Source organism: Desulfocurvus thunnarius, from assembly GCF_055390965.1.
Genome location: NZ_AP042411.1, coordinates 1,064,404 through 1,079,145, shown reverse-complemented (window position 1 = coordinate 1,079,145; position 14,742 = coordinate 1,064,404). Strand labels below are relative to the sequence as shown.

Below are 14,742 nucleotides of genomic sequence, written 5' to 3'. Positions count from 1 at the left end.
ACGGCGGGCTGCCCGACGGCGGGCAATGAGCCCCCGCCAGCGGCGGGGGGCGGCCCTAGGGCTGGAAGAGGTTGTTGATCTTGCAGGCGGCGCAGGCGGCGCCGAAGCCGTTGTCGATGTTGACCACCGTGACGCCGCCGGCGCAGGAGGTCAGCATGCCGAGCAGGGCGGAGAGGCCGCCGAAGGCCGCGCCGTAGCCCACGGAGGTGGGCACGGCCACGATGGGCTGGGGCAGCAGGCCGCCGATGACGCTGGCCAGCGCGCCTTCCATGCCCGCCACGACGATGATGACCCGCGCCTCGCGCAGGCTCGGGAGCCGGTCCAGCAGGCGATGGATGCCCGCCACGCCGACATCGGAGACGATCCGCGCCCCGCTGCCGAGCATTTCGCAGGTGGTTTTCGCCTCCTCGGCCACGGGCAGGTCCGAAGTGCCCGCCGTGACGATGGCGATTTCGCCCTGCCTGCGGTCGATTTCGCGGCGCACGAGGGTCAGGGTCCGGCCCAGGGCGTTATGGACGGCCCCGGGGCAGACGGAGCGCACATGGGCGGCCGTTTCCGGCGGAACGCGCGTGGCCAGGATGTTCGTGTGCGGGCCCATGCGTGTGAAGATGTCGGCGACCTGCTCCGGGGTCTTGCCCTCGGCGTAGACCACCTCGGGGAAGCCGTTGCGCAGGGGGCGGTGCAGGTCGAATTTGGTGTGGCCGAGGTCCATGTAGGGCAGGTCGCGCAGGCGCTCCAGGCCCTGGTCCACGTCCAGGCCGCCGTCGCGCACGGCGGTAAGCAGTTCTTTGAGTGTCTTTTCCACGATGTCTGTTCACTCCGTGCGGAGATTATGTTTCGGGGTTGCCCAGGCTGCCCGTCCGGTAGCCCGCCAGGTCCACGCAGACGTGGCGGTAGCCCAGGGCCTTGAGGTGGGCGTCCAGGCCGTGGCGGCGGTCCGCGTCCAGCAACTCGGCCACGCGTTCGCGGGGCACCTCGATGCGCGCGAGATCGCCGTGGCTGCGCAGGCGCACGGCGGGAAAGCCGCAGGCCTTGAGGAAGGCCTCGCCCGCGTCGATGCGCCGCAACTCGGCCTCCCCGATCCGCGTGCCGTGGGGGATGCGCGTCAGCAGACAGGCCGCGGCGGGCTTGTCCCACGTGGGCAGGCCGTATTCGCGCGACAGGTCGCGGACATCCCGCTTGGTCAGGCCCGCGTCGCGCAGGGGGCTTTGAACGCCCAGCTCGCGCAGTGCCCTGAGGCCGGGGCGGTGCTCGCCCATGTCGTCCAGGTTGGTGCCGTCCAGCACGGCGTCGATGCCTTCGTGGCGGGCGAGGTCCAGCAGCAGGCCGAAGAGCTGACGCTTGCAGAGATAGCAGCGCTCGGCCGGGTTGTCGCGCAGGGCCTCGGGGAAGGCCACGGGGACCACGCGGTGCGCCGCGCCCAGGGCTTGGGCGGCCTCGCGGGCCTCCCGGATTTCGGTCTCGGCCATGTAGGGCGTGGAGAACGTCACGGCCAGGACGCCCCGGGGCAGGGCCCGGTGCGCGGCGTGGAGCAGCAGGGTGCTGTCCACCCCGCCGGAGAAGGCCACGGCGGCGCGCCCCATGGCGCTCAGGCTGCGCAGCAGGAGGGCGTGTTTTTCCCGCAGGGCGGGGGCGTCATGCATCGCCGTCTCCACCGGGACGGCACCCGGCGACGAGGGCATAGACCTCGGCCAGGGGCAGGCCGTGCTTGCGCGCCAAGGCGCGGCAGTCCTCGAACTCCGGCTTGGAGCGCAGGAGCCTGCCGTCCCGCAGGGCGTGCTTCATGGTCACGGAGCCCAGCGGCGTGTCCAGGCGCTCGAATTTTCGCTCCAGTTCGGTTTTTTCCACGGCGAGGCTTTTTACGCCGAGGGTCGTGGTGTGGCGGAAGAGCAGCTCCTTGAAGCGCTCCTCGTCCGCCGCGCCGCACAGCAGGGTCAGGCTCGTGGCCGGCCGGCTCTTCTTCATGACGATGGGCGTGAAGTGGACATCCATGGCGCCGTGCTCCATGAGCAGGTCCATGGCCTCACCCAGGGCTTCCGCCGTCATGTCGTCGATGTTGCATTGCAGCAGGCGGGCCTGATTCGGGGCGGCCTTTGTCGTCGTCGCGGGCTCGACTTCGGCGAGGTGTACGCGCAGGACGTTGGGCAGTTCCTGCGTTTCACGGTGGCCGATGCCGTAGCCCGTGCGCAGGACGGTCATGGCCGGAGAGGCCACGAAGCGGCCCGCCAGCCCGGCGAGGAGAGCCGCGCCCGTGGGAGTGGTCGCCTCGTGCGGGGTGCCGCCCCGGGTGGTGGGCACGCCGTGCAGGATGGCCTCCGTGGCCGGGGCGGGCACGGGCATGACGCCGTGGGCGCAGCGCACGGTCCCTGCCCCCAACTCCACAGGAGACGCCCACACCGCGTCCACGCCGAGGCTCTCCAGGCAGATGGCCGCGCCCACGAGGTCCACGATGGAGTCCGTGGCGCCGACCTCGTGGAAGTGAACCTTGTCCACGGTGGTGCCATGCACCTGGGCTTCGGCTTCGGCCACGAGGCGGAACAGCGCGAGGCTGGTGTCCTTCACCGCGCGGTCCAGGGCGCTCTGCCCGATGATGGCCGTGATGTCCGCAAGGCCCCGGTGGGCGTGGTGGTGCCCGTGGCCGCCGTGGTCATGCCCGTGGCCGTGAGCATGCCCGGCGCCGTCATGGTCGTGGCGATGCGGGTGCAGCCGCACGTCCACGCGCGTGCCGTGGATGCCGCAACGGGAGTCCGCACGCACGTCCAGCCCGAATTCCTCGTCCAAACCGAGCTTGCCCAGTTCCGCCCGCAGGTGGTCGGGGTCCACACCGAGGTCGATCAGGGCGGCGAGGTTCATGTCGCCGCTGATTCCGGCGAAGGCGTCGTAGTACAGTATCTTCATGACGCGTGCTCTCTTTTGACGTTGTCGGTGGACCGGCCAGGCCGCCACGGTGTCGGGTGTCCGTTCCCTGGTGCGGGAAAGAGGCCCGGAAGCCCCCGGCCTTGGGAGGCGCGGGGGAGATCGGAACCCGACGGGGACTCCCGGGGAAACCGGGCGGCGCGGGCTTCCCTCCGCCTCCGGGGTCTTGTTGCGCGGGGGCGGTCAGCCTTCCATTTCGGCGGCGACCCGCTCCAGCACGTCGGGGATCGGGATTCCCTGAGGGCATTTTTCCAGGCACTGGCCGCAGGCGACGCATTGCGATGCCAGGCCCGCCCTGCCGCCGGAAAGCATCCCCCCGGCCATGACGTTGTATAACCTGCGGGCCTCGTCAGACTCGAACATGTGCAGCTTGTTGAAGAAGTCGAAACAGACCGGAATGTTTACGTCCATGGGACAGGGCAAGCAATAGGCGCAGCCGGTGCAGCCCACCTGCATCAGGCGGCGGTAGGTGCCGCTGGCGCGCTCCACCAGGGTCAGTTCCGCCTCGGTCAGCGAGTTCGGCGCGGCGGTGGCGGCGATGGACAGGTTCTCGCGCACCTGGTCTTCGTGGTTCATGCCCGAGAGCACGACGGTGACCTCCGGGTGGTTCCACACCCAGCGCAAGGCCCACTCCGCAGGGGTGCGCGTGGTTTCGGCCCCGGCCCAGATGGCGGCTATGTCCCTGGGCGGGACGGACAGGGCAAGGTTACCGCCGCGCAGAGGTTCCATGATGATCACGCCCATGTTTCTGGCCGCGGCGTATTTGAGGCCCCTGGTTCCGGCCTGGAACGTCTGGTCCAGGTAATTATACTGGATTTGGCAGAACGTCCACGGATAGGCGTCCACGATGCGGATGAAGTCGTCGGCCTGGCCGTGAAACGAGAATCCCGCGTTGACAATGCGTCCGTCCTTCAAGGCCTTGTCGAGGAACTCCGTGACGCCGAGTTGTTCGATGCGGTCCCAGGAGGGGCCGGTCAGGGCGTGGACCAGGTAGTAGTCGATATGATCCGTTCCGAGTTTTTCCAATTGGGAATTCAGGAATTCGTCCATATCCTCGCGCTTTTCGACGGCCCAGGTGGGCAGCTTGGTGGCGACCTTGACGCGGTCGCGGTAGCCGTTTTGAAGCGCCTTGCCCAAAAGTGGCTCGCTTTGGCCGTTGTGGTAGGGCCAGGCCGTATCAAGGTAGTTCACGCCACTGTCGATGGCAGAGCGAATCTGGGCGATGGCGCGGGGTTCGTCGATCCGCCCGTCGGCCATGGGCAGGCGCATGCACCCGAAGCCCAGGATGGACAACCTGTCCCCGTTTTTCGGCATTGTTCTGTACAGCAAGTTGCATCTCCTTCGTTGGTGGGCGCGATGTCGCGCTTCGGTTGAAGGCCGTGGTGCATGGAGGAATACGCTCCCCCGGCGGAAGATTGAATACCAGATCCTCCCGTATGATTGCCTGATGCTCCGGGGATGCGGATTGCGCCCCGGCGGCGGGGGAGGCGTCGGGGATGATTTTGGCGCCGAAGCGGGAGGGATGCCCGGCGCGGGGCGCTTGGTTCCGGGGGCCGTCCGTCAGGCGTCGATGCCGGTCAGGTCGTAGTCCTGGCTGCCCAGGCCCAGGCGTCCGGCGTGGTCCAGCGTGTGCGTCCCGTGCCGGGCTCGATGCGTTCCCTCAAGGCCGCGTTGCGGTTTGCGTCTGCGGCGGAGACGAGGTCCACGCAAAGGCTCTCCTTCTTCTTGGGGGCTGGCCGGTCCGTTGCCTGTGCCTTCTGACTGTGCGCGAAACGGTGTCGGGCTCGAATATTCGATCCTCCGGGGTTGTTGCCTGATTCTCCGGAACAGACCGGGAGGGGGCGTTCATCCGCCGGTGGCGGTTCGTCCCTGCGCACCTCCCGGTCCGGATCGCGCCGTCGTTGGCCCAAGCGTTTCCCACCATGCCGTGAAGCGCTGGCCGTCGTCGGCCAGATCCACGACCTCGCCGATCCTGGGGGTCGCGAGTCTGTAGGGTTTGCCCGCGCTGGCGGCGGCGAAGCGGACGAAAGGGTCGTCCCAGGCGTGGTAGGAGATGCTGAATTTTCCGGCGTGCGACGGCAGCGCGGCTCTGGCTCCGAGGTCCTGGGCGGCGCGGGCCGCCTGCTCCGGGGTCATGTGTACGTCGGGCCAGGATGGGTCGTATTGCCCGCTGTCCAGCAGCACGAGGTCGAACCCGCCGAAGGTCTCGCCGATGGCCTTGAAATGCGGGCCGTAGCCGCTGCCGCCGCTGTAGTAGATCCGGCGTTCCCGCGTTTCGATGGCGAAGGAGGCCCAGAGGGTGCGGTTTCTTTGCAGCATGCGTCCGGAGAAGTGGCGTGCGGTGAGCACGTGGACGGTCAGCCCGTCGCCGCAGTCCACGGCGTCGCCCCAGTCCGCCTCGCGCACCATGCCTTCGGGGAAGCCCCAGCGCGCGAGGTGTTCGCCCACGCCGAGGCCGGTGACGACCTTGCCGATCCTGGGGCGCAGCGCCGTGAGCGTGTCGTGGTCCAGGTGGTCCCAATGGTCGTGGGAGATGAGCAGGATGTCGATGGGCGGCATGTCGTCGGCCGTATAGATCGAGGTGCCGTCGAAGGCGCGCGTGGTAAGCGGCACCGGGGAGGCGTTGGCGCTGAACACCGGGTCGACGAGCAGCGTCTTGCCGCCCATCCGGACGAAGTAGGACGAATGCCCCAGCCAGACGACCACGTCCCTGTCCTTGCCCAGGGCCTTGAGGTCGGTTTTCACCGCAGGAACCGGGGCGGGCGGAACGGTGTCGCTTTTTTTGTTGAAAAGGAACTCGATCCAGGCGGAAAGCCCGCTGTTCCCGGTGACGATCCGCACGATGGGCACCTGGTTGTGGAATTGCCCGTCGCGGTAGTTTGCGGACCCGCCGATGCGGGCCAGGCGGTCGCCTTCGGGAAGCCTGCCGAATTTGTCCTGCCGCAGATACAGCAGCCCGGCGATGACGGCCAACGCCACGACGCCGCCGACGAGCAGTGAGGCCTTGAAGAGGAAGTGCATGATGTCCTTGCCGCTGGGGCGGATGGTTGCGTCCGGCCAGTGTCCTGCTGGCGGCCGGGGGAAGGGCCGGGGGAAAAACAGTCGTTGCCTTGTCCCGCAGCCTCCTTTCCCGGAGCGTCACGGCCCACGGCGTGCAGGGGGCTGCTCCACCACCGTGACCGCCTCTGGCGGCCGGTGAGCGACCGGGGCCGGATGGGCCCCCCGCTTCGCGTCAGGCCGAGGCTCCGAGTTCGTAGGCCTGGCGCATGCTGCTCTGGCCCGCGATGTCGCCCTTTTTCCAGGCCCCGACGCCGTAGACGATGCCTTTCTCCCGGGCTCCGCTCAGGCAGGAGGTGAAGCCGCGCAGGCTCTCGATGGTCCGGCGCATGTTGGGGATGTTGCCGTCCGCCGCGGCGACGATGAAATAGAACTCCTTGCCCGTGATCTCGGTGTAGCGGGCCACGGTCCTGTCGATGAGCGCCTTGAGTTGCGCGGCCATGGTGTAGAAGTACACCGGTGTGGCCAGGACGATGGCGTCGGCGGCGATCATCTTGTTCAGGACTTCGGCCATGCCGTCCTTGTGGACGCACTCGCCGCCGTGGTTCTGGCAGTGCTCGCAGCCCAGGCAGTAGGCCAGGCCCAGTTCGTGGACCCGGATGGTCTGGACGGTGTGTCCGGCCTCGGCCGCGCCGCGCGCGAATTCGGCGCACAGCAGGTCGGAATTGCCGCCTTTTCTGGGGCTCCCGGCCAGGATGAGGATGTTTTTGCTCATTATCATTCTCCGATTTGTTTTCACCAGGCTTCGAAGCCGGGATCGCGCAACCAGCCGTTCACGTTATCCGGGCACCCGCCGGGACGGTAGCCTGATTCTGTGCTGTTCTTGCCCGATCATCCGGGGTGGCGTTGCGCCCGTGGCACCTTGGCCGCCCCGCGAGCGCCGCTGTCCCTTCTTGGGGCGATGCCGCTTCTTGCCGCTCCCGGCCTCGGGGCGAGCTTCGTCCAGGCGGGCCAGGGGCCCGGGGGAGCCGTCGAAGGGAACGGGGCGCATGGCCACGGCGATGCGCTTCCCCTGCGTTGCCCGCCTTCCTACGTGAGCGCCCGGTAGGCTTCGTCGGAGACGGGCTCCAGCCATTGGTTGCTCAGGTTCTCTCCGGGCACTTCCACGGCCAGATGGCTGAACCAACTGTCCCCGGCCGCGCCGTGCCAGTGCTTCACGCCGGTGGGGATGTTCACCACGTCGCCGGGGCGCAGCACCTGGGCGGGTTTGCCCCACTGCTGGTACCAACCGCGGCCCGAGGTACACAGCAGGATCTGCCCGCCGCCCTTGTCCGCATTGTGGACGTGCCAGTTGTTCCGGCAGCCCGGCTCGAAGGTGACGTTGGCGATGACCACGCCTTCCCGGGACAGGACGTTCAGGTAGCTCTGGCCAATAAAGTACTTCGCATAGGCCGTGTTTTCCTCGCCACGCCCGAAGATGCCGGAGGTGTTTTCGTCCGTCATGTCGTTGCTCCTTTGTCTGATGCGCGCTCGTTTTTTCCGTCGTGATGCGTCGGCGCGGGTTCATGTGATATTCCCGGAATCGGAGGGTGCCCCGGGTCCGGTCTTCGGTTCCGGCCTCCAGGCCGGGGCCGAAGCCGCGCCCGGCGGCTTGATGCTTACGGCCGGTGCCAGCCATGCGCATATCCGCCGGGTCGCCCCGCAGGAGCATGCCGCCGCCGGCGTGCCCGGTTTCATTGTTTCCCGGGCCGTCGCGGCATGCGGCATCTGTGCCCGATCATCCGGTTGTTCATAGTGGCAATGCGCCCGGGGCGGGGCGGCAGGTGTTGCCTTGCCGCCAGCGGAGCCTTTGTCTTTGCCGATTCTTACATCCAAAAAGAAATATGGTGATAGCCTGATCCTGTTTCGTTATTGCCTGATTGTCCGGAATGCGCGGCGAGTGTATTGTTGGGGGCGCCAGCACATGCTAGGCCGAGGCGAAAGATGGAGGAAAACGTCGATGAAGCACCATGATTTGAGAACAGCCGGAGATCAGGGCCCCGGCAGCGGTCCGTTGGCGGAGCGTATCCGCAAACGGACCGCCGGGCTTGGGCGGCTCGATACGCAGATCCCCGGCCTGTCGCTCGTCTGCAGGACCGAGCCGACGGAGCCGGTGAGCTACATGCACGAAGCGGGTGTCTGCCTTATCGCCGAAGGGGCCAAGCGGGTGACGCTGGGAGACGAGGTGTACGACTACGACGCGCATCATTATCTCATTACCTCCGTGGGGTTGCCCGTCGTGGCCCAGGTGGTCGAGGCCAGCGAGGAAAAGCCCTACCTGGGGATGCTGCTCGAACTCGACCCGCGCATGATCGCCAAGCTCATGCTGGACGGCGACGTTCCCGCGCCGCGCGTCAAGGAGGCGAGCCGGGGCATGGCCACCGGCGTCATGACGCAGCCCCTGGTCGGCGCGTTCGCCCGGCTGCTCGATCTGCTGGATGAACCGGAGGACATCCCGGTCATGGCTCCGATCATCAAGCAGGAGATTTTTTATCGCCTGCTCACGGGCGAGCAGGGGCAGCGCCTGCGCCAGATCGCCACGACGGGCAGCCACAGCAACCAGATATCCAAGGCGCTGGGGTGGCTGAAGGATAACTTCGCCCAGCCGCTGCGGGTGGATGACCTGGCCTCGCAGGCCGGAATGAGCACCTCGACCTTCCACCACCATTTCCGTACGCTTACGGCCATGAGCCCGTTGCAGTACCAGAAGTGGCTGCGGCTCAACGAGGCGCGGCAGTTGATGCTCACCGGGCGCCTGGACGCCGCTACCGCCGCCTTTCAGGTGGGTTACGAAAGTCCGTCCCAGTTCAGCCGCGAGTACAGCCGCCTGTTCGGCGCGCCGCCCATGCGCGACATCCGCCAGAAGGGTGCGGGAAAGGCGCAGGAGAGCCGGACGATGTAGCGCCATCGGAATCGGTTTTCCTGTCCGTGGCGGGTGGGCGTTTCGACGCAAAGCGGGCAAAGGCCCCCGGCAGTCCTCTGCCGGGGGCCTTTGCGCGATGCGGGAACGGGGCGGGAGCGCCGTGCCCGGCGGCCGCCCCGGCGGGGTCAGAACTTGTAGGTCAGGGTGATGCCGAACTGCCTGGATGCGCCGTCGAATCCAGCCGGAACGCCGCTTATGGCGTATTGCACCGTGTTGTATTCCGTGTCGAAGATGTTCTTGCACCACAGGGTGACTTCATAGGTCTCGTCCGCGTAGCCTATGCGGGTGTTGACCAGCTCGTAGCCGTCCTCGCGCAGCGTGTTGGCGGCGTCGTGGTACATCGGGCCGGTACCCAGCAGCTCCATGCGGCCGAAGAATCCGCTGTCGTGCATGTACTGCGCGCCGACGGTGTAGGTGTATTCCGGGGCGTAGGTCAGGTCGTTGCCGGAATAGTCATAGGGCCCGGCCACGTTCACGCCGCTCCAGGTGTCCACCTCGGTGTCGGTGTAGCCGAAGCTGCCGAAGAGCTCCCAGCCCTGGGCCGGGCGGGCGCGGACTTCCACTTCGACGCCCTGGGAATGGGCCTCCGCCGCGTTGGAGATGTACACCGAGCCCGTCGCGGGGACGGCCTCGGCGACCTGCTTGTCGTCCATGGCGATGTAGAACAGGGCCACGTTGACGGCCAGCCGGTTGTCCAGCCAGGTCGTCTTGGCGCCGACCTCGTAGTTCAGGGTGTATTCCGGGTCGTACTGGAGGGTGGCCGCCGAAGTGGGCGAGGTGTAGTCGAAGCCCCCGGCGAGGTAGCCCCTGGACACGGTGGCATAGGGCATGACGGTGTCGCTCAGGTCGTAGGATACCGACGCCTTGGGCAGGATTTCCGCGCCGTTGCTTCCGGCGCCGTACTCCGCGTGCGTGAGGCCGAACAGGGTCGAATCGTAGGTCTGGTCGGCGTGCATGTCGATGTAGTCGTAGCGCAGCCCGCCCGTCAGGTGCAGCCTGTCGAACAGGGTGTACGTCGCCTGCCCGAACAGGGCGCCGCCCTGAATGTCGATGTCCGTGTCGCGGCTTTGGGCGCCGAAGAAGGTCGGGTAGTTGTAGACGGACTTGACGTCCAGGTCCTCCTTGTATGCGTAGACGCCGGTCAGCCATTCCAGGGGCCCGGTGTCCGGGGCGGAGGCCAGACGGAATTCCTGGCTCAGCAACTGGTTGGTGCTGTCGTACTCGCCGACCATGACGGAGGCGGGGGTCATGTCCATGTCTATGCCGTATTCGTCGTCGAAGAAGCGCCGCCCCGTGACGGATGTGAAGGCGACGGCGTCGTCCGCGTATTTGACCCGCAGGGTCTGCCCGTTGGCGCGGCGCTGGCGGGTGCCGTCCTCGTCCGAATCGATGGTGCCGGGCGAGGTCTGGCCCGGTCCGTCGAGGTAGCGCCCGTAGCCCATGCCGTCGTCATTGGCGCTGCCGTCCATGATGATGCTCACGTCCCAGCGGGAGTCCGGCGTCCAGCGCAGGGTTCCGCGCCCGGTGAAGTCGTTGAACGACGTGGCCTTGTCGTCGTCGTTGTACGCGTTGGTCACGTAGCCGCCGGTGTAGTCCCATTTACCGGCCAGGCCGAGGTACAGCGTGTCTTCCTTGAGGGGGCCGCTCGCGGCGGCGCCGAGCTTGGCGCCGGAGGACAGCCCGTGATCGGTGTCGTATGCATTGTATTCGGTGCTGATCCTGCCGCGCAATTCGTTGTCCGGCTGGCGGGTCACGATGTTGATGACGCCGGATTCGCTGTTGCGGCCATACAGCGCGCCCTGGGGACCCTTGAGCACTTCCACGCGCTCCACGTCGAACAGCTCGGGATTCTGCATGAAGACGTTGGGCAGGTTCACGTCGTCCACGTAGAGCCCCACGGGGGAGTGCAGGGAGGTGATGAACCCGCCCACGCCGCGGATGCTGGTCTGGTGGTAGTTGCCCGCGTCGCGCACGAAGGCGTTGGGGATGTAGCGCATGAGTTCGGACGTGTCCCTGACTCCGCTGTCGTTCAGTTCGTCGTCGGTGACGACGGTGAGGCTCATGGGAATCTTCTGGACGTTCTCCTCGCGTTTCTGGGCCGTAACCACGACGGTGGGCAGCTCCGTGGCGGCCGCCTCGCGGGTGGCGTTCTGCTCCGGCTCCGCGCCCAGGGCGGCGCCGGGGCCGAGCAGCAGCGCCGCGAGCGCCGCCGCCAGAAGCCCGTGGCGGGAAAGGGAAAAGGGAATGAATGCGTTCACCGTGTTCTCCTCCTGTCTCGTTATATGCCGACCTTCCACCCCAGGGCCTGTTGGCGGTCGGCCCACAGGCGCTGGTAGAGTGCGCAGTCTTCCAGCAGCCGGGAATGCGTTCCCGTGGCCGCTATGCCGCCCTTGCCGTCCAGGACCACGATCTGGTCCGCCCCGGTGACGGTCGCCAGCCGGTGGGCGACCATGACCACGGTCTTGGTGCCGACCAGGGCGTTGATGGCGTCCTGAATCTGGCTTTCGTTGTCGGGGTCGACGGAGGCCGTCGCCTCGTCGAGCAGAATGATGGACGCGTCCTTGAGCATCGCGCGGGCGATGGAGATGCGCTGCTTTTCGCCCAGAGACAGCGTGGCGCCCCCTTCGCCCACGGCCGTGGCGTAGCCGTCGGGCAACGCCAGGATGAAATCGTGGCAGCGCGCGGCGCGCGCCGCCGCGTGGACGGCCTCGTCCGTCGCGTTCGTCGCGCCGAAGGCGATGTTGTCCCGGATGGTGCCCTGGAACAGGTACACGTCCTGGAAGACCATGGTCAGCCGGTCGAACAGGGCCTCGGCGCGCAGTTCGCGCACGGGCGTGCCGCCGATGAGTATCTCCCCGGAGTCCGCGTCCCAGAAGCGCGCGATGAGGCGCAGGATGGTGGTTTTCCCGGCGCCGGACGGGCCGACGAAAACGGTGGTCCTGTTGGCGGGGATGGTGAAGCTCACGTTGTCGAGCACCGGGGTTTGCCCGTAGGCGAAGCCGACGTTGCGGAAAACGATGTCCTCCGGCCCCCTGGGCGGGGCGGCGTCTCCCTCCGCCAGGGGGCGCCGGGCGAGCAGGGCTTCCAGCCGGTCCAGGGTGACCCCGGCCGACTGGGTGATCTCGTAGACCGTTCCCAAGGCCTTGACGGGCTCGTACAGGCGCAGGCCGAGCACCAGGAACGTCAGGTAGGCGAAAAGGGTCGCCTCGCCGCCGACGAACAGGAACGCGCCGCACAGCAGCAGGGCGACGAAGCCTGCGTCCAGGATGGCCTGGAAGCCCATCATGAAGGGCAACGCGCGGAACACGAGGGACAGGTTCTCCCTCTTGTAGCGTTCCAGCAGCGCCACGAAGGAGGCAAAGCGCCTGCCGGTCAGGCGGAACCCTTTGACCACCTCCATGCCCTGGACGTACTCGATGACCATGGAGCCGACCGCCACCATGGCGGCGTTGCGCCTGCGCATGCCCCTGTCCAGCGCCTTGCGGCACTGCCCGAGCATGGGCAGGGCCAGGGGCACGGGCGCCAGGGCCACCAGCGCGAGCCGCCAGTCCACCGCGAACAGGAACGGCGCCATGGCCAGGGGCAGCGCCAGCGCGGTGATGTATTGCGGAAAGGCCATGCGCGGCAGCAGGGTCAGCAGCACGAGGTCGTCGGACACCAGGGCCGTGGCGTCGCCCGCGCTGGCCCCTGCAAAGTGGCTCATGGGCAGCGTGCGCAGGTGTGCGCCGACCATGAGGCGGACCCGTTCGCACAGCTCGGTTCCGATGGGGTAGGCCACGCGGGTGAACAGCAGGCAGAACGCGCCCTGGGCCAGGAAGCAGGCCGCCATGCCCGCCGTGGCCAGCCAGATGTCCGCCGGGGTCAGGGTCCGCTCCAGGAGCTTGTGCAGGACCAGCAGCAGGATGCCGTACGGCGCGCCCATGCACAGGGCCTCCCCGGCCTTGAGGGCGGCCGCCAGACGCATGCGCGCGCCGAGCTGGGGAACAAGGGCCATGAGGCGTTGCATCAGGCGCGGCATCGGGCGGCACCTCCGGGGCCCAGGGCCCAGTTCCGGCTGGCCGTGTGCGCCTGCCACAGGCGCGCGTACAGGGCGCTTTCCCGCAGCAGGTGCTCGTGCGTGCCCCGCGCGGCCACCCGGCCCCGGTCCACGACCAGGATCTCGTCGGCGGCGGTGATGGTCGACAGCCGGTGCGCGATGACGACGAGGGTCTTGTTTCTGGCCAGCGCGCTGAGCGCCTTTTGGATGTCGGCCTCGTTTTCGGGATCGATGAAGGCGGTGGCTTCGTCCAGGACCAGGATCGGGGCGTCCTTGAGCAGGGCGCGCGCGATGCAGATGCGCTGCTTTTCCCCGCCGGAGACGACCCCGCCCCGCTCGCCGACCACGTGGCGATACCCGTCGGGCAGGCTGGCGATGAACTCGTGGCAGCGGGCCGCGCGGGCGGCTGCCTCCAGTTCCTCGAAGGTGGCGTCCGGCCTGCCGATGCGCAGGTTGGCCTCGATGGTGTCGTTGAACAGGAACACGTCCTGGAACACGAAGGTCATGCGGTCCATCAGCGTGTCCAGGGCCATGTCGCGGATGTCGTGGCCGCCCACGGCGATGGCGCCCCTCGTCACGTCCCAGAAGCGGGGCACGAGCCGGGCCAGGGTGCTCTTGCCCGCCCCGGAAGGGCCGACCAGCGCCAGGAAGCGCCCCGGCTCCAGGCGGGCGGACACGCCGAACAGGACCTGTTTGTCCCCGTAGGCGAAATCCACGTCGCGCAGGGCCAGGGCGTTGTCGGCGGGCTGCTTCGGGGCGGGCGCCTCCGGCAGCGGCTCCCGGGCCAGCAGGGCGTCGATGCGCTTGCGCCCCTCGGCCTGGTTTTCCAGGAACGAGCCCAGGGTCATGAACTGTTGCAGGGCGCTGCCCAGCCCCAGGCCCATGAGCAGGAACAGGAACAGGGTGGCGAAGGAGACGCCCCCGGCGAGGTACAGCCCCGCGCCCACCGGGAGCAGGACGAGCATGTTCGCGCCGAGCGCCACGGAGAAGACCGCCATGGGCACGGACCAGCGTCGGCACATCTCGGCCTCGTGGCGCGCGCATTCCGCGACGCTGTCGGCGTAGGCCCGGAAGGATTCCTCCGTCCTGCTGAACGCCTTGATGACCGGCATGCCCTGGATGTACTGGACCATGGCGGCGTTGGTCTTCTCGTTGGCCGTGAAGTAGCGGGCGCGGGTGTCCCTGTTCCGGGAGATGGTCAACGCCTGGGCGAGGAATCCGACGGGCAGCAGGCAGAACGAGGCCAGGGCCAGCCGCCAGTCCACCCAGAAGAGCACCCCGGCCGAGAGCAGCAGGGACAGGAGGCTGCCCAGCAGCTCGGGCAGGTTGTGGCCGATGAAGATTTCCATCTGCTCGACATCCTCGAGCATGACTTTCCTGATCTGCCCGCTGGTGCCGGCGTTGAAGAACCCGAGGGGCAGGCGCGGGAGGGCCTCCGCGATGGACAGGCGCAGGTCGTGCAGGATGGCGAAGGCGGACAGGTGCGCGAGCAGGCTGGAAACGCCGGTGAAGGCGTAGCGCAGCAGCACGCAGGCTCCCGCCGCCAGGGCCAGCGGCCAGACCTGGGCGGGCTCCACGGCACCGGCCTGCTGCCCGACGATGCGCCCGGCGAGCAGGCACAGGATGAGAAAGGGCGCGATGGCGCACAGTTGCGCCGCCAGGGAGAAGACGACGGCCAGGGCCATCTTCCCCTTGTGCTGCGCGGCCATGCGCAACAGGCTCGCAAAGCCGCCGTGTTTTCGTTCTGCAGTGGGCATAGGGACTCCGGGCGGTATTCACCGTTGGAAACAGCCCCTGCTGATATCGGTTCTCAGCGGATGGAGCTATGCGA

At 67.8% G+C, this 14,742-nt stretch carries 11 protein-coding genes; 1 reads left to right on the top strand and 10 read right to left on the bottom strand.

Annotated elements, in window-relative coordinates:
- Positions 1 to 55: 55 nt before the first annotated feature.
- From larB to ACZ5KV_RS04690, 7 genes are all read right to left on the bottom strand, one after another.
- The gene (gene larB / locus ACZ5KV_RS04720) at positions 56 to 805 is read right to left on the bottom strand and encodes a nickel pincer cofactor biosynthesis protein LarB (protein WP_464241195.1); all 750 of its coding nucleotides are present in this window, start codon (positions 803 to 805) and stop codon (positions 56 to 58) included.
- Positions 806 to 830: 25 nt separating this feature from the next.
- Positions 831 to 1,643, bottom strand: coding sequence for an ATP-dependent sacrificial sulfur transferase LarE (gene larE / locus ACZ5KV_RS04715; protein ID WP_464241194.1), 813 nt, complete (start codon positions 1,641 to 1,643; stop codon positions 831 to 833).
- Entirely contained in the window at positions 1,636 to 2,898 is a 1,263-nt protein-coding gene (larC, locus tag ACZ5KV_RS04710) for a nickel pincer cofactor biosynthesis protein LarC (RefSeq protein WP_464241193.1), read from the bottom strand. The genes larE and larC overlap by 8 nt, the downstream gene beginning before the upstream one ends.
- A 201-nt stretch (positions 2,899 to 3,099) precedes the next feature.
- A complete protein-coding gene (locus tag ACZ5KV_RS04705; RefSeq protein WP_464241192.1) occupies positions 3,100 to 4,245 on the bottom strand; it encodes an aldo/keto reductase in 1,146 nt (381 codons plus the stop codon).
- A gap of 516 nt (positions 4,246 to 4,761) precedes the next feature.
- Positions 4,762 to 5,937 carry an MBL fold metallo-hydrolase gene (locus ACZ5KV_RS04700; RefSeq protein WP_464241191.1) on the bottom strand — a complete coding sequence of 392 codons (1,176 nt, stop codon included), beginning with the start codon at positions 5,935 to 5,937 and terminating at the stop codon, positions 4,762 to 4,764.
- A gap of 211 nt (positions 5,938 to 6,148) precedes the next feature.
- Positions 6,149 to 6,688 (bottom strand): flavodoxin family protein, encoded by a 540-nt coding sequence (locus ACZ5KV_RS04695; RefSeq protein ID WP_464241190.1) that lies wholly within the window; start codon positions 6,686 to 6,688, stop codon positions 6,149 to 6,151.
- 314 nt (positions 6,689 to 7,002) lie between these two features.
- A complete protein-coding gene (locus ACZ5KV_RS04690) occupies positions 7,003 to 7,416 on the bottom strand; it encodes a cupin domain-containing protein (protein WP_464241189.1) in 414 nt (137 codons plus the stop codon).
- A gap of 496 nt (positions 7,417 to 7,912) precedes the next feature.
- Here ACZ5KV_RS04690 and ACZ5KV_RS04685 point away from each other — a divergent pair, with 496 nt between their 5' ends.
- Entirely contained in the window at positions 7,913 to 8,854 is a 942-nt protein-coding gene (locus ACZ5KV_RS04685; RefSeq protein WP_464241188.1) for an AraC family transcriptional regulator, read from the top strand.
- A 146-nt stretch (positions 8,855 to 9,000) separates the two neighbouring features.
- Here ACZ5KV_RS04685 and ACZ5KV_RS04680 read toward each other — a convergent pair whose 3' ends face one another.
- Genes ACZ5KV_RS04680 through ACZ5KV_RS04670 form a run of 3 tightly spaced genes read right to left on the bottom strand, consistent with a single transcriptional unit; the run spans position 9,001 to position 14,668 of the window.
- Positions 9,001 to 11,133, bottom strand: coding sequence for a TonB-dependent receptor (locus tag ACZ5KV_RS04680; protein ID WP_464241187.1), 2,133 nt, complete (start codon positions 11,131 to 11,133; stop codon positions 9,001 to 9,003).
- Positions 11,134 to 11,153: 20 nt separating this feature from the next.
- Complete coding sequence (locus tag ACZ5KV_RS04675) at positions 11,154 to 12,893, bottom strand: ABC transporter ATP-binding protein (protein WP_464241186.1); 1,740 nt, start codon at positions 12,891 to 12,893, stop codon at positions 11,154 to 11,156.
- Positions 12,881 to 14,668: an ABC transporter ATP-binding protein gene (locus ACZ5KV_RS04670; RefSeq protein WP_464241185.1), complete on the bottom strand. Its 1,788-nt coding sequence runs from the start codon at positions 14,666 to 14,668 to the stop codon at positions 12,881 to 12,883. The genes ACZ5KV_RS04675 and ACZ5KV_RS04670 overlap by 13 nt, the downstream gene beginning before the upstream one ends.
- Positions 14,669 to 14,742: the final 74 nt, after the last annotated feature.

Bases quoted from the DNA above. Each gene is read 5' to 3' on its own strand.
- ACZ5KV_RS04690 (WP_464241189.1), bottom strand. From the start codon at position 7,416: ATGACGGACGAAAACACCTCCGGCATCTTCGGGCGTGGCGAGGAAAAC.
- ACZ5KV_RS04695 (WP_464241190.1), bottom strand. From the start codon at position 6,688: ATGAGCAAAAACATCCTCATCCTGGCCGGGAGCCCCAGAAAAGGCGGC.
- larE (WP_464241194.1), bottom strand. From the start codon at position 1,643: ATGCATGACGCCCCCGCCCTGCGGGAAAAACACGCCCTCCTGCTGCGC.
- ACZ5KV_RS04685 (WP_464241188.1), top strand. From the start codon at position 7,913: ATGAAGCACCATGATTTGAGAACAGCCGGAGATCAGGGCCCCGGCAGC.
- larC (WP_464241193.1), bottom strand. From the start codon at position 2,898: ATGAAGATACTGTACTACGACGCCTTCGCCGGAATCAGCGGCGACATG.
- ACZ5KV_RS04675 (WP_464241186.1), bottom strand. From the start codon at position 12,893: ATGCCGCGCCTGATGCAACGCCTCATGGCCCTTGTTCCCCAGCTCGGC.
- ACZ5KV_RS04700 (WP_464241191.1), bottom strand. From the start codon at position 5,937: ATGCACTTCCTCTTCAAGGCCTCACTGCTCGTCGGCGGCGTCGTGGCG.
- ACZ5KV_RS04670 (WP_464241185.1), bottom strand. From the start codon at position 14,668: ATGCCCACTGCAGAACGAAAACACGGCGGCTTTGCGAGCCTGTTGCGC.